24 protein-coding genes and 2 pseudogenes are annotated in these 23,476 nt (G+C 24.7%); 15 read left to right on the top strand and 11 right to left on the bottom strand.

Annotated elements, in window-relative coordinates:
- Window positions 1-18: 18 nt before the first annotated feature.
- Together AACL02_RS05335 and AACL02_RS05330 are read right to left on the bottom strand one after the other, a co-directional pair.
- A complete protein-coding gene (locus AACL02_RS05335) occupies window positions 19-864 on the bottom strand; it encodes a hypothetical protein (RefSeq protein ID WP_339043246.1) in 846 nt (281 codons plus the stop codon).
- A 130-nt stretch (window positions 865-994) separates the two neighbouring features.
- On the bottom strand, window positions 995-1,816 hold the full coding sequence (locus AACL02_RS05330) for a hypothetical protein (RefSeq protein WP_339043244.1): 822 nt from the start codon (window positions 1,814-1,816) through the stop codon (window positions 995-997).
- Window positions 1,817-1,942: 126 nt separating this feature from the next.
- Between AACL02_RS05330 and AACL02_RS05325 the strand changes: the two genes are divergently transcribed.
- The 3 genes from AACL02_RS05325 to AACL02_RS05315 all read left to right on the top strand — a co-directional run bounded on the left by AACL02_RS05325 (window position 1,943) and on the right by AACL02_RS05315 (window position 5,193).
- Entirely contained in the window at window positions 1,943-2,836 is an 894-nt protein-coding gene (locus AACL02_RS05325) for a hypothetical protein (RefSeq protein ID WP_339043242.1), read from the top strand.
- A gap of 13 nt (window positions 2,837-2,849) precedes the next feature.
- Window positions 2,850-4,004: a YitT family protein gene (locus AACL02_RS05320; RefSeq protein WP_339043240.1), complete on the top strand. Its 1,155-nt coding sequence runs from the start codon at window positions 2,850-2,852 to the stop codon at window positions 4,002-4,004.
- A 151-nt stretch (window positions 4,005-4,155) separates the two neighbouring features.
- Window positions 4,156-5,193, top strand: a complete 1,038-nt coding sequence (locus tag AACL02_RS05315; protein ID WP_339043238.1) for a DUF3137 domain-containing protein — start codon at window positions 4,156-4,158, stop codon at window positions 5,191-5,193.
- A gap of 92 nt (window positions 5,194-5,285) precedes the next feature.
- Here AACL02_RS05315 and AACL02_RS05310 read toward each other — a convergent pair whose 3' ends face one another.
- Window positions 5,286-6,107, bottom strand: coding sequence for an IS1595 family transposase (locus AACL02_RS05310; RefSeq protein WP_339043236.1), 822 nt, complete (start codon window positions 6,105-6,107; stop codon window positions 5,286-5,288).
- Between AACL02_RS05310 and AACL02_RS05305 the strand changes: the two genes are divergently transcribed.
- From AACL02_RS05305 to AACL02_RS05295, 3 genes are all read left to right on the top strand, one after another.
- Window positions 6,053-6,175 carry a hypothetical protein gene (locus tag AACL02_RS05305; protein ID WP_339043234.1) on the top strand — a complete coding sequence of 41 codons (123 nt, stop codon included), beginning with the start codon at window positions 6,053-6,055 and terminating at the stop codon, window positions 6,173-6,175. The two genes, AACL02_RS05310 and AACL02_RS05305, sit on opposite strands and share 55 nt — an antisense overlap.
- Window positions 6,176-6,272: 97 nt before the next feature.
- On the top strand, window positions 6,273-7,271 hold the full coding sequence (locus AACL02_RS05300; RefSeq protein WP_339043232.1) for a hypothetical protein: 999 nt from the start codon (window positions 6,273-6,275) through the stop codon (window positions 7,269-7,271).
- A 22-nt stretch (window positions 7,272-7,293) separates the two neighbouring features.
- The gene (locus AACL02_RS05295; RefSeq protein WP_339043230.1) at window positions 7,294-8,181 is read left to right on the top strand and encodes a hypothetical protein; all 888 of its coding nucleotides are present in this window, start codon (window positions 7,294-7,296) and stop codon (window positions 8,179-8,181) included.
- 133 nt (window positions 8,182-8,314) lie between these two features.
- On the opposite strand, the gene AACL02_RS05290 is transcribed toward AACL02_RS05295, so the two are convergent.
- Entirely contained in the window at window positions 8,315-9,136 is an 822-nt protein-coding gene (locus AACL02_RS05290) for an IS1595 family transposase (RefSeq protein ID WP_281747842.1), read from the bottom strand.
- Between AACL02_RS05290 and AACL02_RS05285 the strand changes: the two genes are divergently transcribed.
- Together AACL02_RS05285 and AACL02_RS05280 are read left to right on the top strand one after the other, a co-directional pair.
- Entirely contained in the window at window positions 9,082-9,273 is a 192-nt protein-coding gene (locus AACL02_RS05285; protein ID WP_339043228.1) for a hypothetical protein, read from the top strand. The genes AACL02_RS05290 and AACL02_RS05285 overlap by 55 nt on opposite strands.
- Window positions 9,274-9,375: 102 nt before the next feature.
- Window positions 9,376-10,749, top strand: coding sequence for a hypothetical protein (locus AACL02_RS05280; protein WP_339043226.1), 1,374 nt, complete (start codon window positions 9,376-9,378; stop codon window positions 10,747-10,749).
- A gap of 180 nt (window positions 10,750-10,929) precedes the next feature.
- On the opposite strand, the gene AACL02_RS05275 is transcribed toward AACL02_RS05280, so the two are convergent.
- Entirely contained in the window at window positions 10,930-11,058 is a 129-nt protein-coding gene (locus AACL02_RS05275) for a hypothetical protein (RefSeq protein ID WP_339043224.1), read from the bottom strand.
- On the opposite strand from AACL02_RS05275, the gene AACL02_RS05270 reads away from it, so the two are divergent.
- Together AACL02_RS05270 and AACL02_RS05265 are read left to right on the top strand one after the other, a co-directional pair.
- Window positions 11,004-11,237 (top strand): hypothetical protein, encoded by a 234-nt coding sequence (locus AACL02_RS05270; RefSeq protein ID WP_339043222.1) that lies wholly within the window; start codon window positions 11,004-11,006, stop codon window positions 11,235-11,237. The genes AACL02_RS05275 and AACL02_RS05270 overlap by 55 nt on opposite strands.
- A 51-nt stretch (window positions 11,238-11,288) precedes the next feature.
- Complete coding sequence (locus AACL02_RS05265; protein WP_339043220.1) at window positions 11,289-11,822, top strand: IS1595 family transposase; 534 nt, start codon at window positions 11,289-11,291, stop codon at window positions 11,820-11,822.
- On the opposite strand, the gene AACL02_RS05260 is transcribed toward AACL02_RS05265, so the two are convergent.
- Window positions 11,808-12,047: a hypothetical protein gene (locus AACL02_RS05260; protein ID WP_339043218.1), complete on the bottom strand. Its 240-nt coding sequence runs from the start codon at window positions 12,045-12,047 to the stop codon at window positions 11,808-11,810. The two genes, AACL02_RS05265 and AACL02_RS05260, sit on opposite strands and share 15 nt — an antisense overlap.
- 21 nt (window positions 12,048-12,068) lie before the next feature.
- On the opposite strand from AACL02_RS05260, the gene AACL02_RS05255 reads away from it, so the two are divergent.
- The 3 genes and pseudogenes from AACL02_RS05255 to AACL02_RS05245 all read left to right on the top strand — a co-directional run.
- A complete protein-coding gene (locus tag AACL02_RS05255) occupies window positions 12,069-12,302 on the top strand; it encodes a hypothetical protein (RefSeq protein ID WP_339043216.1) in 234 nt (77 codons plus the stop codon).
- A gap of 1,797 nt (window positions 12,303-14,099) precedes the next feature.
- Window positions 14,100-15,320 carry an IS256 family transposase gene (locus tag AACL02_RS05250; protein WP_339043604.1) on the top strand — a complete coding sequence of 407 codons (1,221 nt, stop codon included), beginning with the start codon at window positions 14,100-14,102 and terminating at the stop codon, window positions 15,318-15,320.
- Between the two features lie 57 nt (window positions 15,321-15,377).
- Window positions 15,378-15,890: pseudogene (locus AACL02_RS05245) on the top strand (transposase); the annotation flags it as partial.
- A 25-nt stretch (window positions 15,891-15,915) separates the two neighbouring features.
- On the opposite strand, the gene AACL02_RS05240 reads toward AACL02_RS05245, so the two are convergent.
- Window positions 15,916-16,866 carry an IS30 family transposase gene (locus AACL02_RS05240; protein ID WP_339040235.1) on the bottom strand — a complete coding sequence of 317 codons (951 nt, stop codon included), beginning with the start codon at window positions 16,864-16,866 and terminating at the stop codon, window positions 15,916-15,918.
- Between the two features lie 105 nt (window positions 16,867-16,971).
- Here AACL02_RS05240 and AACL02_RS05235 point away from each other — a divergent pair.
- Together AACL02_RS05235 and AACL02_RS05230 are read left to right on the top strand one after the other, a co-directional pair.
- Window positions 16,972-17,700 (top strand): annotated as a pseudogene (locus tag AACL02_RS05235) (IS256 family transposase); the annotation flags it as partial.
- A gap of 225 nt (window positions 17,701-17,925) precedes the next feature.
- A complete protein-coding gene (locus AACL02_RS05230; protein WP_339043210.1) occupies window positions 17,926-18,717 on the top strand; it encodes a DUF1295 domain-containing protein in 792 nt (263 codons plus the stop codon).
- Between the two features lie 34 nt (window positions 18,718-18,751).
- Here AACL02_RS05230 and AACL02_RS05225 read toward each other — a convergent pair whose 3' ends face one another.
- Genes AACL02_RS05225 through hrcA form a run of 4 tightly spaced genes read right to left on the bottom strand, consistent with a single transcriptional unit; the run spans window position 18,752 to window position 23,411 of the window.
- Window positions 18,752-19,855 carry a DnaJ C-terminal domain-containing protein gene (locus AACL02_RS05225; RefSeq protein ID WP_339043208.1) on the bottom strand — a complete coding sequence of 368 codons (1,104 nt, stop codon included), beginning with the start codon at window positions 19,853-19,855 and terminating at the stop codon, window positions 18,752-18,754.
- Between the two features lie 20 nt (window positions 19,856-19,875).
- Entirely contained in the window at window positions 19,876-21,723 is a 1,848-nt protein-coding gene (dnaK, locus tag AACL02_RS05220; RefSeq protein ID WP_339043206.1) for a molecular chaperone DnaK, read from the bottom strand.
- 14 nt (window positions 21,724-21,737) lie between these two features.
- Entirely contained in the window at window positions 21,738-22,382 is a 645-nt protein-coding gene (locus AACL02_RS05215) for a nucleotide exchange factor GrpE (protein WP_339043204.1), read from the bottom strand.
- Between the two features lie 15 nt (window positions 22,383-22,397).
- Window positions 22,398-23,411, bottom strand: coding sequence for a heat-inducible transcriptional repressor HrcA (hrcA, locus tag AACL02_RS05210; protein ID WP_339043202.1), 1,014 nt, complete (start codon window positions 23,409-23,411; stop codon window positions 22,398-22,400).
- Window positions 23,412-23,476: the final 65 nt, after the last annotated feature.

The following is a 23,476-nucleotide window of genomic DNA, read 5'->3' as shown; positions in this document are numbered from 1 at the left end:
TATATTTACTAGAATTAATTAAACATAGTTATTTTTGTAAGTTACACAGATTACTAAACATTTCCTAAAATATTGTCAGTTGCTAATATTATTTCAATTAACAGTTTGTAGTAGATATACATTATTATTGCTTTTGGCATTTAATTTAAAAGTAGTTTTTGGTTTTAATGTTCATAAATTCATTTTATTCATAGTAGTACTATCAATAGTAATAATATTTACAAATTGGATAGTATTATCATAGTTAAAATCAATTGTAAAACCGTCATTAGTATTAGTGCTATTAATATCATATAAATTATTATTTACTATTCCAACATATTTAATATTAGTATTAGTACTATTATCTAGTGTTGGCAAAATATTTTGATTATATATTAATACATGGTAAGTTATTATTTCATCTTCAAATTTAATATTAATTTCAGAATTACTATTAATAATAGTCGTAATATTATTATTAATATTTGGTAATAATGGTTGATTATCATTAATAGTAATATCTTTTAGCTCATCATTAGTTACATTTAAAATTAAACTATTATTACTAATTCAATTATTAGTACGATTAACTGCAGTGAGTTTATCTTTATCAATATATGAATTAATAAAATTAGTCAATTGTTCATCTTTAGTTTTAGTAAATTTAATAGTATTAATTCGACTTCAATTGTTATTTTTACTATCACTTAGTAATAATTTACTTGTATTATTATTAATAAAACCAAGATTATCATTTATTCTTTGGAAATTGGCACAATAACCAATTTTAGTAAAAGTACCTAATTCATTTACAAAATAGCCAATTTCTTGTTCATCAATAAAAACACCTAAACCATCATGAAGTAAAATGAAATTATTCATATAATGTTCATTAATTTTTGTAAGTTTAATATCATTACTATCAGTAATGCTTAAATGATAAGGTTGTCCAAAAAATTTGGAGCTATTTTTGAGATTTACGTTTAAAATTCCTTGATTGTTACCAGTCTTGCTAAAAAAAAACAGTAGTAGTACTAAACAGTGGTTCCTTATTAATAATTAATGGTTTTGTTGTAGCATTACCATTATCATCTATTGTTAAATAAAATAATTGCCCATTAACATCACGAATAATGCCACCATTATCATTAATGGCAACAAAAGAATTTAATAGTATTGGATTAGGAACATTAATATTAATTGGTTTGATATTACCATCAACTTTTAGAATATAAGAATTTTGATCACCACCAACAAAAACGCCAAAAGTAGCATTTATAGTAGTAAAACTAGTTTTACCTTTTCCATAATGATAGGGAGTAACTAAGTTAGTTACTTTTCCGTCTGTATTAATTAAGTCAGCACCAATATCGGTACTAACGATATTATTACCAAAGTTAGTAAAAGTATGATTTGGAGTTTCAATGGCAGTAGCATCATCACTAATACCATTTTTAGTCATTAAAAATGAATTATTAATAAAATTACTATCATCACTTTTATGAAAATTATTTAAAGTAGCAATTCCTAAGTTATCATCAAATCTAATAAAATTACTAATTTGTAAGTCTAAATTATTATATGTGCCATCCTTATTTAATAAATAAGATTGTGCTTGTGAATTTGTAAAAATACCAGCAATAGAATTATTTGAATCATTTTCATTTCAATTATAAAAATTTCCACTTTCAAAAGCTAAGGTTAAACTTTGTTCGTTTAGGATAGTATTTTCTGATTTTATTTCTTTATGATGATAATTATTTATTTTCACTTGGCTTAAATTAGTAAAAGTGACTAGTGAAATAGTAACTAGTGTATATAAAATTTTAAACATATTATCAATTCCTTTAATATAAACTAATATTAATTATAAAGATTTTGAAGATAGTGTATAGCAAAATAATAAAAATAAGTTACAATTTATATATGATATTTTATAAATTAAGGAATGATTATAATTATGAAAAAAATTTTAACATTAATGGGTACTATTGCTTTTGGTAGTGGAATAGTAACGCCAGTTTTAGCTTGTTCTGATCAACAACAAGATAGTATTTTAAAAGCAATTACTAATGGTAATGGTAATTATAATGGTTGAGAAGCAACTTTGTCAAAAGTTGGTATTAAAAAACCAGTGGATGTTCCTATTGATGGTCAAAGACCTGAAAAAGAACAAGTTATTAAAAATGAAGCATTAGAAAACAGTCTTGCACAATCACTTGCCAAATTAATTTTAGATAAAGCAAATATTAAAGAACCAACTTGATTTGATAGTCAATTAGAAGTGGGTACTAAATGTTATTATTTTACGATTGATAATGGTAAAATAGATGAATTAACAAAATCAATAACTTGAGATGTTGATGCTTCAACTGGTAGAATTAGTATTAATATTACTTATCAAGTTGGAGTAGTAAATAATGATAAAAGTTTTAAAGTTGAACAATACATAAAAAAAACTTTTAATATAAAATGTTCTTATACACAAAGCGATTACATAGTTTATAGTTGTGTTAGTGATGTTACTAAATTATCAGAACAAATAGTACCAATTAGTGTTGATGAAAAAACTAAACCTGATATTGATAAAACATATGCTGATTTTTCTCAAAAAACTAAAACTTTAGTTCAAGAAGGAATAAGTTTAGCATTAAATAATAATCCTCATGTTAATTCTGTTAATATTAATATCAAAGGAATTGATGGTCAAAAAGTTACAAGTTCTGGTCCTAATAAATTAGAACTTAAAGTTAATTTTGTGATTAGTTTTCAAGATTCATTAATTGACATGTCTTTACCTTCGCCTTATGATGATAGTAATTATGTTCCAACAATACTTCAATTTAATAGTTAAAAAGGAGTTTAATATGTCCAATAATTCAGAAGCAAAAAATAAAGATAAAGAGCCACCGTTAATTGTTGATGCCTTTACTTTTAAAAATATTGGTGTTAAGCAAGAGATCCATTCTTCATGAAAAAAATTTAATTGAAAAATAACTTCCAAAAATTTATTATTAATTTTTATTGGTGCTTTTTTAACAACTGTTTCCTTTTTTTATTTTATTAATCGTGCTGGTTTATATACTAATGGTTTATCAGCTTTTGCACAATTAATAGCTAAATTTATTGCCTTATCTTATAATGGCAGTATTACTGAACAAGAAACAACCCAAGCATTTTGATTTTATCCAGTATATTTTCTTATTAATGGTCCTATCATTATTTGAGGATTATTCAAGGTTGGATTTCGTTTTACTCTTTATACTATTATTTATTTGTTATTTCAAAACGGAATTAACTTTTTGTTAACATCAATTGATGTTCTTAAAAATTTTCAAGTTTTAGGTAATGAGCCATTAAAAGGTACTACAGATTATTGGCACTTAGTTTTACCACGTACTTTTATTTTTGCTGCTTTAGGTGGATTAATTTATGGTGCTGGTATTGGTATTTTATTTAAAACTGGTGGATCTAGTGGTGGTATGGATTTTATTAGTACTTATATTTCTATGAAACGTAAATATTCAATTGCTACTATTATTAGAAATACTAATATTATTATTGTTGTTATTGTTTTAATTCTTGATGGAACTTTTTTACAGAAAACTAGTCTTGTTGATAATTTTTTAGTTAGACCTTATTTTATGTCAACGCTTGTTTATATTTATGTAGCAGCTTTTGTTATGAATAGAGTTTATCCAAAATATATGTTGATGAGTGTCTTTATTATTTCTAATGAATTAGAGCAAATCCGTAATGATATTTATCGAAATAATTATTTACGTGGTGGTAATGTTTGAAATGTGAAAGGTTTGTATTCAGGTAATGAATATAAAATGATGATGACAACAATGTCATTATTAGAATATAATTTTTTTAAAACAAAAATAGTTCGAATCGATCCTAAAGTTTTTATGGTAGCAGTTCTTGCAAAATATATGCATGGTGGTAATGCAGGTAAACCTCCACAAAATGCACCTGTTAATATTACTGAAATTAATGATTTTTTAGAAAAAAACTAATAATATATATGTTATAATGTAATTAGTTTTATAATAATAGGTTTTTAGACTTCTAAATAGATTATTACATCTATAGTTAGTCTTTTTCTATTTTTTATAAAACAAAATTAGTTATAAACTATATTAAGAATTAAAAAAGAATGGAATAATTATGAAACATAATTTATCGCCAAAGGTTGTAAATGAGATTCTTAATAATATTCATACTGACTATAATAATAGTAGTAATCATTGATGAATTAAATTAATAAATAATCGTTTATGAATTAGTTTATGAATTATTACTACCATTATTGCTCTAATTGCTATTGGTGCTAGTATTGGTATTAACAAATCATCATTTATTAAAAAACCATTTACCATTATTAGTATTATTGGATTTATTGTTGGATGTTTTTTATTAGTACAGAGTTTTGTATTAAAAACTAAAATTAATGAAAAATTAATAGAAGAATTACCAATTATTAACTATTATCAATGAGTTATTAAAGATAATAATTCACAAATGAATTTAACAACTATTAGTGATTATTGAACAATTGAACCACAAGGTAATTTACCTTTAGATGAACAACCTAATTATTATTATAATTATTGCGAACAAGTAATGATAGGAAGTATTAATGGTCAAAATTTTAACTATGGAAGTATCATTAACCAAAAAGTTATGTATGAAACAAGTTCTGGATATAATAGTGCTGCTCAAGTTATTGAAACAGAAAAAATTACTTGTTATTATACACGTTTTGTTTATTACACAACTATTATTAGGAATAATAATTTTACAATGACATTAACACCACGTAATATATTTTCAAAAAAATTTCGTAGTAAAAAGAAAGTTCAATTAGAATCACATTTATTTGAAGATTTATTTGAAGTAAAATGTGATAATCAAATTAAATTAAGATTAATTTTAGAACCAAAAGTAATGAATTTACTTAATGAATTTGCTTATAGTTTAGGAAATAAGGATTTACCAGTTATTCACATAGAAAATGAACAATTAACATTAAGTTGAAAATATGAATTAGGAAAAAATCCATATAATGATGGAAAAGGAAAATTGATGGTTTTACCCACTACTACTAATCTTGAAAAGTTTATTAATAAATTATTAGCAATGATTAGTAAAGATATTTTAAATTTAACGCAAGCACAAATGTGAGTTAATAGCTTACAATTATAATAATAATTTAGGCTTTTCTCCCTTTATGTACTATTTTAATTTTATCACATAAATGCTGAGAAAAGCCTATCTACGGACTTCTCCCCACATTTTTAAATCAAACATAGAATTACAGTTTCAAAACTAGGTATCTTGTTTAATTTATATGCAGCTTCTTTAGCATATAAATGAACATGATGTTTTGCAACTTTGATATGTGTTTTAAATGTTCTTCTTATATGTTTTCAAACTGATTCAATTTGGTTGGTATTTACACCAATTTTTGAAACATAGCCATCTTGATGGTTAATTGTTTCATGCTTAGTGAAAACTGATTTAAAATCGCAATATCCTTTTCAAGAATCAGTATATACAAGACATTTTGAAGAAATGTGGTTTTTTGCAAACTGCAAAAGATTTTTACTCTTTGCGTTTTTCAATACTTTCACAATTAAATTATTGGTTGTTTTTTGATAAATGACAACAATCAAGGTTTTATTCACCAAGGATCTTCCTTGTTTTTTAAAACCCATATGTGAAAGATACATTTCATCAATTTGCACTGTACCTTCAACAATAAATTGAGGTTTTTGTTTTGCAATACGTGTTCTGATTTTATGAGTCATTCTTCAAGCAGTTTTCAAAGTCACTCCCAATTCTTTTGCAATATCTGTTGATGGAATTCCATGTTTGGTGTTTATTCATCTAAAGATAAGATAAAACCAAGATGTTAAAGATGTTTGTGACCTTGAAAATATGGTGCCTGTGAGAATGCTAAATGTTTGATTACATTTTAAACATCTCATTCTTTTTAAATCAGAAGTATTCAAATTAAAATTAAAACACCTAATACATTTGTTTTCTTTCAAATTTGCTATATATGCAAGACATTGCTGTTCAGTTTGAAAAGCATTGTTGAATTCATTCAGTTTCATTATTCCCTCCACAAGTACATGTGGGGAGAAGTCCGATAATTTATATAAATTACTTTACAATAATTTAAAAATAAGGTAGATAAAATTATGAATAACTATCAATTATTAAAATCAAGTTGAAAATGATTTAACAATAAATATTTGATGCAGACGATCTTATGAATATTGTTAACAATTTGTTTGATTATTTGTGCAATTTTATGAGAAGTTAAAAGTAGTATTTTTAATAAAATTTTAACATTTGATTTTTTTAATAATGCTAGTATTACTGATGAAACTATTATTACTTTAAAAACTTATTTATATATTGCTATTTTTAGTAGTTGTATTGCAAGTAATACTTTAATATTTATTCAAATCAGATGTTGAATGAAAAAATATATTGAAAATAAATATAAGGTAATTTCAAATTTTGAAAATAATTTCTTTATTTTTAAAGCTTTATTAGTATTAAATGTTGCTAGAAACATTACTTATATTTTTTGTTTTACTAATTTTTTTACCACATTATTTGTTTTAACTTATTGATTTTGTTATTTTATTATTTATATTATTTTAGAAAAAATATTAGAAGAAAAAAATCAGATTCTTGGTAATCCTTGATGAAAAGATATAGAAAAACGATCATTATTTATTATTTTAGGTTTTGAAGTTTTATATTTAATTGTAAAAAATTCAATTTTGAATTTTACTAAGGGTGCTATTAACATTGATCAAGTTTTAAAGTACTTTATTCCCGCTAGTTCTTTAGCATTAATATTAGCAGTCTTTATTCAAAGTTTAGTTAAAAACGATGTTAAAACTATTTTAAAAAATATTAAAGATGTTAAAACCAAAGTTGATGATTTTAAAATATTTTATAATTGAGATTATAAAAATATCATTAGTGATTTTCTATTTGTTAAAGAAGCACCAATAATTATTCGAAATGAATTAAAACAAAAAGTATTAACTAATGAAGAAAAAAATAAAATATTTGAACTTTTACATGAAATTTATCAATTTCTAATATTTGTTGAAAAACAAAATATTAAAGTTAGTGAGTTGAAATATATTTATTATCATTTATTTTATGAAATAACAGATCACGCTGAAATTTCACAAATTAAAAATAGAATTATTAATACAAAAAAGAAAAATTTGAAGATAATACTAAAAAAGTAGTGATTATCTAAGGAAGTTTATTATGAAAAAAATATTAAAAATTATAAGTGTTTTTGCATTTACTAGTATTACTAGTATTAATATTAGCGCATGTGATGTTTTTCACAATTCATCAGTTGATTATCAGCAATTATTAGAAGATGCTGCAAATTTAATTGCTAATAATACTTATCCCAATTTTACTAATTTTTTAAAACCCGAAAATAAAACTCATGTTTCTGATTTTAAAAAATTAATTGAAGACAATATTTGGAACTTGTTTAATACTGCTCCAGAAGATTTTAGTAATATTACTTATGAAATTCCTAATGGTCAAGATGAAATAAAAAAAATTAATAGTACTAACATTAAAATTCATTTAACTATTTATAATAATTCTGCAGTAAAAGATTGTAGTTTTAATGCTAATTTTAGTCCATTACAAGATTATATAAATGAAAAATTAGAACCATTAGTTAATGGAACACAATATTTATCAATTAATAAAAAGGATAGTGGTGGATTTTATAATGATTTAGTTACTGCTGGTGCTACTTTTAAAAGAGAAGAAAAAAATCAAAAAGAACAATATTTAAGAAATAATTCAGATGCAGCTGAAAATTTTTGAAAATCATTTCAAGAGTGAATTCCTTCTGAAGAAGTGAAAAACCCTTTACTTGGTAATATTTTAGTTCCATTGTTAAATTTTATTCCAAAAAAACCCGTTACTTGGTTAACTTTTGATAATTTTAAACCATATTTGTTAAATGCTGGTGGATATAATAATGTTATTGCTATTACTGGTAATAAAAAATTTGGTGATAAATATTATGATTATATAAAAATTGGATTAGAGGGTAAAAATTCAAAGGATATTGCTTTTGGTAATAAATATGAAGGTTTAACTTTTATTTTTACTACTAATAGTTAATTAATAAATTTTTAGTTCCTTTTTGAAAAGATAAAAATTAATAATAAAAATGGCTTTTCTCCCTTTATGTACTATTTTAATTTTATCACATAAATGCTGAGAAAAGCCTATCTACGGACTTCTCCCCACATTTTTAAATCAAACATAGCATTACAGTTTCAAAACTAGGTATCTTGTTGAATTTATATGCAGCTTCTTTAGCATATAAATGAACATGATGTTTTGCAACTTTGATATGTGTTTTAAATGTTCTTCTTATATGTTTTCAAACTGATTCAATTTGGTTGGTATTTACACCAATTTTTGAAACATAGCCATCTTGATGGTTAACTGTTTCATGCTTAGTGAAAACTGATTTAAAATCGCAATATCCTTTTCAAGAATCAGTATATACAAGACATTTTGAAGAAATGTGGTTTTTTGCAAACTGCAAAAGATTTTTACTCTTTGCGTTTTTCAATACTTTCACAATTAAATTATTGGTTGTTTTTTGATAAATGCCAACAATCAAGGTTTTATTCACCAAGGATCTTCCTTGTTTTTTAAAACCCATATGTGAAAGATACATTTCATCAATTTGCACTGTACCTTCAACAATAAATTGAGGTTTTTGTTTTGCAATACGTGTTCTGATTTTATGAGTCATTCTTCAAGCAGTTTTCAAAGTCACTCCCAATTCTTTTGCAATATCTGTTGATGGAATTCCATGTTTGGTGTTTATTCATCTAAAGATAAGATAAAACCAAGATGTTAAAGATGTTTGTGACCTTGAAAATATGGTGCCTGTGAGAATGCTAAATGTTTGATTACATTTTAAACATCTCATTCTTTTTAAATCAGAAGTATTCAAATTAAAACTAAAACACCTAATACATTTGTTTTCTTTCAAATTTGCTATATATGCAAGACATTGCTGTTCAGTTTGAAAAGCATTGTTGAATTCATTCAGTTTCATTATTCCCTCCACAAGTACATGTAGGGAGAAGTCCGATAAAAATTACTTTTATAACTATTTTTGTTTTAAAAAAATTAAAAAAATATAGACAAGTTATAAAACACATGCTATTATTTTTTCATACCTTTTTAGGTTAAATAATATATGCGACTAAAAGAAGTAGTTTCACGTAATAATTATATTACTGGAAGCTACTTTTTATTTTAAAAAAGTAGCAACTTAAAAAAATATTATTATATATGAAAGAAGTGTTTAAAATGTCTCCTTTATTTACAGGTAATCAAAATCCTAATATTCGTAGAATGTCTGATGATAGTGCAATAAGTTTATTGGGTTCAAGTGGTGATTTTTCTAGCATATCTAATAGTAGTACAATATCTATTTTTGAAGAAACTGCTATTAAAGAAAACAAATATTTATCAAAAATAACTAAACTTTTAGGTAAAAATATTACTTTTATTGTTGCTCTTTCTGGTAATATCACTGCTCAAATGATAATTAGTACTACTGTTGCTAAAACATCATGAAATTGACAAACTATTAAGGATAGTTTGATATTTAGTGGTATACTTATTGGTTGTGATACAGCTATTGAACCTTTTATTTTTGATTCAATCGAAAATATTGAAAATTGAGTTATAGATAAATGAAAAAACAATGAAAATAATATTAATGTAGGAAAAGAAATAATAAAAGTTATTCCTTTCTTATTATTTTTAAGTTATTCTGGTGTAATTTTGGATAGAGCTTCTAATAATATTTTAGATAGTTGAATTTCAATGGAAATTCTTGGACAGACAACTATTGAATTTACTAGTTATGTGTTAAATATGACTTTTCATGGTGCAATCATTTCTAGGATAGAAAAAGTAATAAAATTAGGTTGAGAAAAAGTTAAAAGTTTATTTAATAACAATATTAATGATATAGAAAATCAACTTCTTAATAGTGAACAAAATAGTGATGAAAATAGTAATTTTTTTTATAAAAATATTTTACCATTATTTTTTATAACACCAATATCAATGGCTATAACATGAGGTACTGAGAATTATATATCTAATCAAGAATTTACTTGAAAAAAACTGTCAACAGATGCTCCAAAAGTTATTGGTGGTATAACTCTTTCTCTAGTTTCATCTTTACTTAATTGTATGGTTAATAAAGAAGGAATACCATTTCTTCCAAAACTGAGTACTGTTATAGATACTATTAAAAGATGAACTGGTTATCAACAAAATAATGGTAATATTGAACAATCAGTAACATCATGTCAATCCTCTATTAATGATTCTTGTTTAGTAGATATTTTTAGTGAATTAGAAAGTATTGAAGAATTTTCTAGTGTTATTGGACAATTATGTAATGAAGAAGAATGAAATTTTGAAAAATCAAAACTATCTTTTGAAAGTGATGAAGAATTTTTTGATGCTGTTGAAGAGCAGAAAGTAGATAGTAATTTTGGATCTACTACTAAGCCAAGAAATAACTATGGAACATTCAATAACTATTGTGAGGGTACAAATTCTTTGGATGGTGGAATTATTAGTTCAATTCTTAAAACAGAGTTTGAACAATCATTTCTTTCAAAGCCACGCTCATTTACTATATAAAACAGTATATAGTAAATGTATAATAATATTTCTATATTATATAATTATGTGATTTTGAAATTTAATAAATCAAAAAAAGTATTTTAGTAAATTAAAGTACTTTTTTTATTGTATATTTATTTTTTCAATTATAAATTTAAATTGGAATTTAATCAAAATACCATATAATTCAATATTATTTTATACTTTTTTAAATTTACAATTGTTTATATTAAATAACGGACTTCTCCCCACATGTACTTGTGGAGGGAATAATGAAACTGAATGAATTCAAAAATGCTTTTCAAACTGAACAGCAATGTCTTGCATATATAGCAAATTTGAAAGAAAACAAATGTATTAGGTGTTTTAATTTTAATTTGAATACTTCTGATTTAAAAAGAATGAGATGTTTAAAATGTAATCAAACATTTAGCATTCTCACAGGCACCATATTTTCAAGGTCACAAACATCTTTAACATCTTGGTTTTATCTTATCTTTAGATAAATAAACACCAAACATGGAATTACATCAACAGATATTGCAAAAGAATTGGGAGTGACTTTGAAAACTGCTTGAAGAATGACTCATAAAATCAGAACACGTATTGCACAAAAACCTCAATTTATTGTTGAAGGTACAGTGCAAATTGATGAAATGTATCTTTCACATATGGGTTTTAAAAAACAAGGAAGATCCTTGGTGAATAAAACCTTGATTGTTGGCATTTATCAAAAAACAACCAATAATTTAATTGTGAAAGTATTGAAAAACGCAAAGAGTAAAAATCTTTTGCAGTTTGCAAAAAACCACATTTCTTCAAAATGTCTTGTATATACTGATTCTTGAAAAGGATATTGCGATTTTAAATCATTTTTCACTAAGCATGAAACAGTTAACCATCAAGATGGCTATGTTTCAAAAATTGGTGTAAATACCAACCAAATTGAATCAGTTTGAAAACATATAAGAAGAACATTTAAAACACATATCAAAGTTGCAAAACATCATGTTCATTTATATGCTAAAGAAGCTGCATATAAATTCAACAAGATACCTAGTTTTGAAACTGTAATTCTATGTTTGATTTAAAAATGTGGGGAGAAGTCCGTAGATAGGCTTTTCTCAGCATTTATGTGATAAAATTAAAATAGTACATAAAGGGAGAAAAGCCTTAAATAAAATTAAAAAAATTATATTTTTGATGAATCTTAATATTGGTACAAGGAAACTACTAATATAAATTAGAACTATTCTGATATTTTTATTTTTAAATTTAATTAAAAATCAGATTATAAAAAATGTTATTTTTAACATATATAGAAGTAGAAAAAATCAATGTATACTAGTGATGAAGAAAATATTTCTATAGAAGATTTACAAAAGCAACTAGAAAAAATTACTCAAGAAAAAGAGGAAGTTCAATCTAAATTAGATGAAACTAGTAAGGCTAAAGAGGAAGTAGAGTCTAAGTTAGAAGAAGCTAATAAAGAAGTATCTAAATTAAAAGAAGAAATTAAAAACTGTAGTGATAATGAAAAATTACAAGAACTAAAAAATAAGTTAGAATAAGCTAATAAAGAAATTGAAAAATTAAAAGAAGAAATTGATAATGCTAATGATAATGAAAAAATAAAAGAATTAGAAATTAAATTAGAAGAAGCTAATAAAGAAGTATCTAAATTAAAAGAAGAAATTAAAAACTGTAGTGATAATGAAAAATTACAATAACTAAAAAATAAGTTAGAAGAAGCTAATAAAGAAAAAGAAAATATAAGTAAAGAAAAAGAGGAAGTTCAATCTAAATTAGATGAAACTAGTAAGGCTAAAGAGGAAGTAGAGTCTAAGTTAGAAGAAGTTAATCAAGAAGTATCTAAATTAAAAGAAGAAATTAAAAACTGTAGTGATAATGAAAAATTACAAGAACTAAAAAATAAGTTAGAAGAAGCTAATAAAGAAATTGAAAAATTAAAAGAAGAAATTGATAATGCTAATGATAATGAAAAAATAAAATAATTAGAAATTAAATCAGAAGAAGCTAATAAAGAAGTATCTAAATTAAAAGAAGAAATTAAAAACTGTAGTGATAATGAAAAATTACAAGAACTAAAAAATAAGTTAGAAGAAGCTAATAAAGAAAAAGAAAATATAAGTAAAGAAAAAGAGGAAGTTCAATCTAAATTAGATGAAACTAGTAAGGCTAAAGAAGAAGTAGAGTCTAAGTTAGAAGAAGCTAATAAAGAAGTATCTAAATTAAAAGAAGAAATTAAAAACTGTAGTGATAATGAAAAATTACAAGAACTAAAAAATAAGTTAGAAGAAGCTAATAAAGAAATTGAAAAATTAAGAAAACAATTAAATGAAAAAGATAATAATGAAATAAAACCTAATCCTAAAATTGAATTATTAAAAGAGAAATTAGAAAGACTTGAAAAGAAATTAAAAGAAAAGGAAAAATAAATTCAAAATATTAAAAATGATCCAGAGTCATTAGAGGACTTAGAAGATAATATAGAAGAAAAAGAAGCTATTGAAAAACAAATCAATAGTGTTAAAAAAAATTGGAAATTTTAATAAAAGAAGAAAAAAAATAAGATTCATTTAATTAATTGTCAAATTTTACAAGAGCAATTAAAAGAAATAAATGAAAAACTTGATAATTGTCAATCTAATGAAAAAAATGATAATAGTCAATGTTGTGAAACAATTAATAAAAAAATGGATCAACTTCTAAATTATAATAATGATAAATCTATGAAATAAATTGAAAAATTAAACAAAAATATTGAAGAAAAGAATAAACAAATTAAAGAATTAGAAGCAAAAATAAATAATAATAATACTAATAGTCAAGAAATTAAAGATAAGTTAAGTGAATTAGAAAATAATAAAAATAATTTAATTAAAGAAAAAGAACAATTTGTAAAAGATGCTGATTATGATAAAGCAGCTAAAATTGATAAAGAAATTAAAGATTTAGAACAAAAACAAAAAGATTTAGAAAAAGAACTTTTAGAAAATAATAAAAAAGAACTTCAAGAAAAAATAATTAAAATTCAATCAGAACTTGAACAAATAAAAAAAGAAAAAATAGATTTAGAAGAAAAGATAAATAATAATAGTAACAATAATATTTGTTCTAAAGAAGAAGTTATTGGTAAATTTACTATTACAAAGGTAACCACAATTGAAGAATTTAATAGTACTAATAGTATTAGAGAAATGATTGCTAATAAAATAAAAGAGGCTTTTTAATAATCTGTGTATCTTTGTTTGGAAATGTTTAGTAATCTGTGTAACTTACAAAAATAACTATGTTTAATTAATTCTAGTAAATATAATTAAATGACTAGAAAGAGTGAGTTACAGATGGCTAAAAAAGATAACTTTAATAATAATGATCCAATATCAAAAGCAGTAGATTTATTACTAGAAAATACTGAAGATTTAACAACAGTTTTTAAACCTGGCGGTTTATATAAAGAATTAACAAAAAGATTAGTTGAAAAAATGTTGAATTCTGAAATGCAAAATTATTTAGGATATGAAAAAAATCAACATAGTACTACTGAAAATGCTCGTAATGGTACAAGTTCAAAAAAATTAATAACTCAACAAGGTAAAATTGAAATTGATGTACCAAGAGATCGCAATAGTAATTTTACTCCTGTAATAGTTCCTAAAAGGCAAAGAAGATTTGATGGTTTTGATCAACAAGTTCTTTCCTTGTATGCAAAAGGAATGACATTATCTGACATTAGAATGCAGTTGCAAGAGTTATATCATGGTGCTGATATTAGTGAAAGTGTTATTAGTCAAATTACTGATGATGTTATTGATGATGTTAAAGCATGACAAAATCGACCATTAGAAAGTATTTATCCTATTGTTTATTTTGATTGTATAGTAGTTAAAGTACGACAAGATAAACGGATTATTAACAAATCAGTTTATATAGCATTAGGAGTTGATTTAGAAGGCAAAAAAGATGTTTTAGGATTATGAATTAGTGAAAATGAAGGTTCTAAGTTTTGATTATCTAATTTCACAGAAATGAAAAATCGTGGCTTAAATGATATTCTTATTGCTTGTAGTGATAATTTAACAGGCATGTCAGAAGCAATACAATCAGTTTATCCTAAAACAGAACATCAATTATGCATTGTTCATCAAATTAGAAATAGTTTAAAATATGTTTCATACAAACATCGAAAAGGTCTAGTTGCAGATTTAAAACCAATTTATAGTGCATGTAGTGAAGAACAAGCAATGCAATCTTTAGAATCGTTTGAAAGTAAATGAAATAAACAATATCCTCAAATTACTAAATCTTGATATAAAAATTGAGATAATTTAATGGTTTTTATTAGTTATCCAGTAGAAATCAAAAGAGTGATTTATACTACAAATGCTATTGAATCTGTTAATAGTCAATTACGAAAAATCATCAGAAATAAAAAAGTTTTTCCTAATGATATGGCAGTTTTCAAAATATTTTACTTGGCAATTGAAAATATAACAAAAAAATGAACATTGCCTATTCAAAATTGAAAGGAAATGTTTAGTAATCTGTGTAACTTACAAAAATAACTATGTTTAATTAATTCTAGTAAATATAATTAAATGACTAGAAAGAGTGAGTTACAGATGGCTAAAAAAGATAACTTTAATAATAATCATCCAATATCAAAAGCAGTAGATTTATTACTAGAAAATACTGAAGATTTAACAACAGTTTTTAAACCTGGCGGTTTATATAAAGAATTAACAAAAAGATTAGTTGAAAAAATGTTGAATTCTGAAATGCAAAATTATTTAGGATATGAAAAAAATCAACATAGTACTACTGAAAATGCTCGTAATGGTACAAGTTCAAAAAAATTAATAACTCAACAAGGTAAAATTGAAATTGATGTACCAAGAGATCGCAATAGTAATTTTACTCCTGTAATAGTTCCTAAAAGGCAAAGAAGATTTGATGGTTTTGATCAACAAGTTATTTCCTTGTATGCAAAAGGAATGACATTATCTGACATTAGAATGCAGTTGCAAGAGTTATATCATGGTGCTGATATTAGTGAAAGTGTTATTAGTCAAATTACTGATTATGTTATTGATGATGTTAAAGCATGACAAAATCGACCATTAGAAAGTATTTATCGCTAAATTGTAAAGGTAAGTGCAACTAAATTATTTTTCTATCCAAATATTCTATCGGTGAAAGATAATTTAGTATTTTTCTTGGTCTTTGGTTTAAAGACAATATAAATTTATGAACTTCATTTTTACAAGTTTTTGAAAAATTAAATTTTTTAGGAAATTTTTCTCTAATTAAACCATTAGTATTTTCATTAGTACCTCTTTGTCAAGGTGAATATGGATTTGCAAAATAAATTTTCACATCTAAATTTTTTTCAAGTTGTTGTCAATTTGAAAATTCTTTACCACGATCAAAAGTAATGGTTTTAACAATATTTTTAGGAAGAATTGATAAATAATGGCTAATATTTTTGTTAATAACTTTAGTAGTTCTGTTTTTAACTAATATTGCTAAAGTAAATCGTGATACTCTTTCAACTAAAGTTATTAAACATTTTTTACTTTTGCCTCGTGATGATACTATAGTATCTCCTTCTCAATGACCAAGTGTTATACGATCATTAATATTAAGATCTCTTTCTTTAATTGATTTGCTATTGAATTTGCCACGATTTTCTTGAGATTTGCGTTTTTTGCCTTTTCTTCTTAAATTTTTACTAGTAACTTGATCAAGCAATCCAGAATAAATTCAATTGTAAATTGTTTTAAAACTAATAACTCATTGTTTATGAAAATTTTTAATTCTGCCATAAATTTGTTCAGGTGATCAGCCTAATAATAGTTTTTGTTGCACATATTTTACTAAATCTTTATTTTTAAACTTATGAAAAAAAATATGTGATTGTTTTCTATTTTCAGCTTTATTTTGTGCAATCAATGAAAAATAATTACTATTATCTTGATTTCTATTAATTTCTCGAATAATAGTACTAATATTTCGATTAAGATTTTTAGCTATTTCACTAATTTTAACTTTAAATTTCAATTGATTCTCAATATAAATTCTTTCATCTACGCCAAGATGTTTATAACTCATATAAAAACTCCTTACTTTTTTTATAAAATAAATTTAGCATTATGAAATTTTTATATGAGAATTTTTTTGCAATTTTATTTACTTGCACTTACAAGTATAATTCAGCATCCTATTGTTTATTTTGATTGTATAGTAGTTAAAGTACGACAAGATAAACGGATTATTAACAAATCAGTTTATATAGCATTAGGAGTTGATTTAGAAGGCAAAAAAGATGTTTTAGGATTATGAATTAGTGAAAATGAAGGTTCTAAGTTTTGATTATCTAATTTCACAGAAATGAAAAATCGTGGCTTAAATGATATTCTTATTGCTTGTAGTTATAATTTAACAGGCATGTCAGAAGCAATACAATCAGTTTATCCTAAAACAGAACATCAATTATGCATTGTTCATCAAATTAGAAATAGTTTAAAATATGTTTCATACAAACATCGAAAAGGTCTAGTTGCAGATTTAAAACCAATTTATAGTGCATGTAGTGAAGAACAAGCAATGCAAGCTTTAGAATCGTTTGAAAGTAAATGAAATAAACAATATCCTCAAATTACTAAATCTTGATATAAAAATTGAGATAATTTAATGGTTTTTATTAGTTATCCAGTAGAAATCAAAAGAGTGATTTATACTACAAATGCTATTGAATCTGTTAATAGTCAATTACGAAAAATCATCAGAAATAAAAAAGTTTTTCCTAATGATATGGCAGTTTTCAAAATATTTTACTTGGCAATTGAAAATATAACAAAAAAATGAACATTGCCTATTCAAAATTGAAATACAGCAATTGCTCATTTTATGATAAAATTTGAAGATAGAATTAATCTAAACTAGTACTTTATAAAACAAAGATACACATATTATTAAAAAGCCTCTTTAAATATATAATTTAAATATATTTTTGTACAAAATTAAAATTTAAATCTAAGTTATTAAAATTATTTCATTAGTTGTTATAATTGAAATATATTTAATATAATTTAAGGGGTATTTATTATGGATTTTTATATTATACTTTGAATATTTTTAATATCATTAACTATTAATTTTATTTTCTTTATGATAGCTTTTATTTTTAAAACTGCTATTTTAACTGAAATTATTTATTGTTTAAGTTTTATTTGTTTAAGTGTGATCATTTTTGCTTGAAAGCAAAATTTTAGTCCTGTCCAAATTTCGTTGTTTGTTCTTTATAATATTTGAGTTCTAATATTAAGTAGTTTTTTATTATTAAAAATTATTAAACATAAGGTTGAATATCGGTTTGATAAAATTATTATTAATTTTTGAAAATTTAGTATTTTTTCAATTTTACAAGGAATTTCAGTTTTTATGATTAGTATTCCTACGGTTTTTGCATTAAGTCTTGATATTGTTTATTTTAATAGTACATTTAATAATTACTTACTTATTTTTATTATGCTTGCTATTTTATTTTTAGTTATTGAGACAATTGCAGATTGACAAAATTTTAGATTTTCCTTAAAGAAAAAACATGATTTATTTTTTATTAATTATGGTTTATGAAAAGATTGTCGTCACCCTAATTATTTAGCAGAAATTGGGTTTTGATATATGATGACAGCATTGTTTATTTGTGATTTATTATTTAAAAATATTAATAGTGATATAAATTATTTATATCATTTATTATGATTATTAAGTTCGTTGTATTTTAATGTTGTAGTAATTAATATTACCGACATACCAATATGAGAAGTAAAACAATGACAAAGGTTCCACTCTAATGAAGATTATTACAAATATTTAAATGAAACTAGTTGTGTAATGTGTTATATTGGTAAAAAAGGTCCAATTAATAAAGTGAAAAAATTAATATATAAAAAATAAGAACATATGTTCTTATTTTTTATATATTAATTTATTAAATTCTTTTTATTGCACTATTAACAAAATCTTCATTTGGATCAAATTTAGTTTCGTTATTAATATTTCATAATTTTTCTTGCTCTGTTTTAGTAACTTTATTAGGCATTTGTATATCAATAATAACATGTAAATCACCACGTTTACTACTATTAGGGTAATATAATCCTTTATTTTTTAAAGTAATTTTGTCACCGTATTGTAGTCCTAATGGTAATTTATGTTTAATTATTCCTTCAAAGGTAGGAATCATAATAATATTTCCCAAAATAATATCTAAGTAAGATACTGGTAATTTAATATACATATCACTACCTTGACGATCTAAGAAAGCGTGTCGCTTAATATTAATACCAACAAATAAATCGCCTTGAGTGCCACCATTATGACCAATTTTACCTTTACCTTTAATTCTAATTTGTTGACCATCAAAAATACTGCGAGGAATATCAAATTCTAATTTTTGATTTTCAATATAATAGCGATGTCCTTTGCATTTTAAACATTTTTGACGAATAATTTTACCAAGTCCTTGACATTGGTTGCAAACACCTTGATGTCTAAACATACCTAATGGTGATTGTTGAACATATTCAAGAACTCCTTTACCTTTACATTTATCACATGTACTAATATCATTAGGAGTTCTAGCACCAGTTTCTTTACAATCCTTACAAGCAACATCAATGTTAATACTAATGGTCATTTTTTTGCCAAAGAATACATCACGATAACTAATTTCAACTTTTGTTAGGATATTATCACCTGGTGTTTTACCATTATAGCGTTGTTGTTGTCTTCTATTACCACCAAATAAGTCACCAAATAAGTCACCAAATGCTGAACTAAAGTCACCGAAACCAGAAGAACTGCCAACTCCAGGCATATCATGACCAAATTGATCATATTTTGCTCTTTCATTAGTATCAGATAAAACTTGATAAGCTTCACTTATTTCTTTAAATCGAGCTTCATCACCACCACTTGGTGAATCAGGATGATATTTTTTTGCAAGCGTACGAAACGCTTTCTTAATTTCATCTGGAGTAGCATTACGTGAAACTCCTAGAATTTCATAATAATCACGTTTTTTACTTGCCATTTTGTCCACCTCTAATTATTTTATTTAGTTGTTGCATCAACATCAATAACATCATCACTTTTATTATCATCTTTTTTAATATGATCTGTTGGTTCTTGTTTTTGTTGGTTCATAAATTGTTGTGCAGCAGCAAACGCTTGTTTTAATTGTTCTAGTTTTTCTTTTAAATCATCATATTTTTTTTCATCTAGTGATTTTTGTAAGTCATCACGTAGTTTTTTCATTTCAGCAATTTGTTGATTTTCTGCTTCACCTTCTTTTTCTGATTTAGTAACTTCAGCAGTCATTTTATCAATATCATAAATATAGGCTTGTGCTTGATTAGATAATTCAATTTCTTCTTTATGTTTTTCATCGTTTTCACGATTCTTTTCAGCATCTTGTACCATTTTTTCAATTTCGTCTTTACTTAAAGTACCACTATTGCTGATAGTAATTTTTTGTTCTTTATTAGTTTTTAGATCTTTAGCACTAACAGATACAATACCATTAACATCTATATCAAAAGTAACTTCAATTTGTGGAACACCTCTTGGTGCTGGTTCGATGCCACTTAATTGGAAACGACCTAGTGAATGATTATCTTTAGCTAGTGGACGTTCTCCTTGTAAAACACTAATATCAACAGCGGGTTGATTGTCTTCAGCAGTTGAAAATACTTGTGACTTTTTAGTAGGAACAGTAGTATTACGAGAAATTAATGGTGTCATTACTCCTCCTAAAGTTTCAATACCTAATGATAAAGGAGTTACATCTAATAGTAAAACGTCAGTAACATCACCCGATAATACTCCTCCTTGAATAGCAGCACCTAAAGCTACTACTTCATCAGGGTTAACACCACGATGTGGTTCTTTACCAATTTCGTTTTTAATAACTTCTTGCACAGCTGGGATTCTTGTTGAACCACCAACTAAAATAACTTCATCAATTTCATTTTTGCTTAATTTAGCTTCTTTTAAGGCATCACGAACAGGAGCAATAGTTCTTTCAACTAGTGATTTTGTTAGTTCATTAAATTTGGCACGTGTTAATTTTTCATTTAAATGTAATGGACCTGAGGCATTCATTGAAATAAACGGTAATGAAATATCAGCTTGTACTACTCCTGATAAGTCTTTTTTCGCTTTTTCAGCAGCATCTTTTAAACGTTGCATTGCCATTTTATCTTTTGATAAGTCAACACCATTACTTTTTTTGAATTCACTAACTAAATGTTGAACAATTAAGTCATCAAAGTCATCACCACCAAGTTTGTTATCACCACTAGTTGATAATACTTCAAATGTTCCACCCGCTAATTCTAGAACTGAAACGTCAAATGTTCCACCACCTAAGTCAAATACTAAAATTTTGTGATCTTTATCTTGTTTATCTAAACCATAAGCAATGGCAGCAGCAGTTGGTTCGTTAATAATTCTTTCTACTTTTAATCCCGCAATAATTCCTGCATTTTTAGTAGCTTCACGTTGTTCATTGTTAAAGTAAGCAGGAACAGTAATAACTGCTTTTGATATTTTTTTACCTAGTTTTGATTCAGCAAAGGTTTTAATAGTGCGTAAAATTTCTGCAGACACTTCTTCTGGTTTACGTGTTTTAGTAGCGGCTTTAACTGTTTCTTTAGTTCCCATAATTCTTTTAATTGAACTAACAGTATTATCTGGATCAGTAATAGCTTGACGTTTAGCAACTTCACCAACCATAATTTGACCATCTTTGTAAGCAACAACTGATGGTGTTGTTCTTCCACCTTCGGCATTTTCAATAACTTTTGGCTTATCACCTTCCATTACGGCAACACATGAATTAGTTGTTCCTAGATCGATTCCTAAAATGATTTCTTTATTTGTTGTTTTATTTGTAGACATAATATTTTCACTCCTTAATTTTTCTTTGTTTCTGTTTTTTCTTCTTTAGTTTGAAAAACTTTAACTTTAGTAGTGCTAATGACACGATTATGCAATTCATAACCATTAGCTATAACTTCAACAATAGTATTATTTTTTACATTTTGATAAGCATTGTTTGTATTATCATTAATAATTTCTACTGCCTCATGTTGGTGAGAATTAAATTGATCTCCAACTTTAGCAGTAATTTCTTTTAAACCTTCTTTACCAAGTGCTTTAATTAATTCTTCATAGATAAATTTAAAACCAACTAGGAAATTTTTAACTGCTGCATTATCAGTTTTAAAGTTTAGTGCTCGTTGGAAATTTAATAAAGTATGAACTAAATCTTTAATAATTTTTTGGTTAGCATATTTAATGTTTTCTTTATTTTGAATTTCTAATTCTTTAATGGTATTTAATCTAGTAGCTAGCATTAATTGCTTTTGCTGTGAATTAATTTTATTAAGTTCTGTTGTTAATTCTTTAATTTTTGTTTCTAATTCGATTTCTTTATTTAAAGATATTTTTTCTTCTTCGACACTTACTGGTGTTTCAGTAACAGGAGTTGAAATAGTTGTATCTTTAGTTTCTGTTGCTGATACGTTATCAATGTTATCTTTTTTAGCTTTTGTCATTTTATCATCTCATTTCTATTTAAATTTTTTAATCAATGTTTGATTAATCCAATTTAGAATTTCGGTTAGTTTTTCATATTCTAAACGTTTTGGTCCAACAATTGCAATTTGTCCTTGTTCACCATCATGAATTTTAAAAGTAGTAGTAATCATTGCCATATCGTTATTTTCATTGCCCAGTTCTTCACCAATTTTAATTTGTAGTTGATTATTATTTAATTCATCAAAATACATTCATGGTGATTGTGATTCAATCAATTTAATAATTGTTTTAACCTTATTAATATCATTAAATTCAGGATTTTCTAACATATATTGAACACCATGTGTTGTTGATAGTGGTCGTGAGAAATTAATTAAAGTGTTAACAAATCCTTGAATAATATATTCTGATTTTTGTACTTGTTGTTCAAGAATTGGTTTTAATAAATTTACTTTCTCACTAATTTCACTAATTTTAGTACCAATTAATCTGGTGTTAAAAATATCAATAGCAATTGATAAATCGGTTAATGATGTTTCTTGAATATTAAACATTTTGTTTTGAACATGACCATTACTAGTAATACAAATTGTTAAAGCATTATCATTACTAATCGGTATTAATTCAATTTTCTTTAAAGTATCTTCATTAAGATTAGGACCAGTAACAATACTAATCAAATTAGTCATTTCACTTAAAATACTACTAGTTTTATTTAATACTTCGGTAATTACTAAATTACGGTTATTAAATACTTCTGCTATTTTTTTCTTCAAGATTTCTAGTTCTTGGTGTTCACCCATATTCATTAAATTATCAACATAATAGCGATAACCTTTTGTTGAAGGAATACGACCACTAGAACTATGTGCTTTTTCTAATAATCCTAATGTTTCTAATTCAACACATTCATTACGAATAGTAGCACTAGAAAAATTAATATTGTTATTATTTTCTAAAATAGTTTTGCTACCAATTGGTAATCCTGTTTTAATATATTTTTCAACAATGATTTTTAAAATTTGTGATTGTCTGTTACTTAACATTGTTCACCACCTTTTTTAGCATTCATTAACATTGAATGCCAATACTTATATAATTATAACTGAGA

This window comes from Spiroplasma endosymbiont of Apeira syringaria (genome assembly GCF_964020205.1).
GTDB lineage: Bacteria > Bacillota_I > Bacilli_A > Mycoplasmatales > VBWQ01 > Spiroplasma_E > Spiroplasma_E ixodetis_A.
The sequence above is the reverse complement of the archived record's forward strand: the minus strand, read 5'-3'. Positions and strand labels throughout refer to the sequence as shown.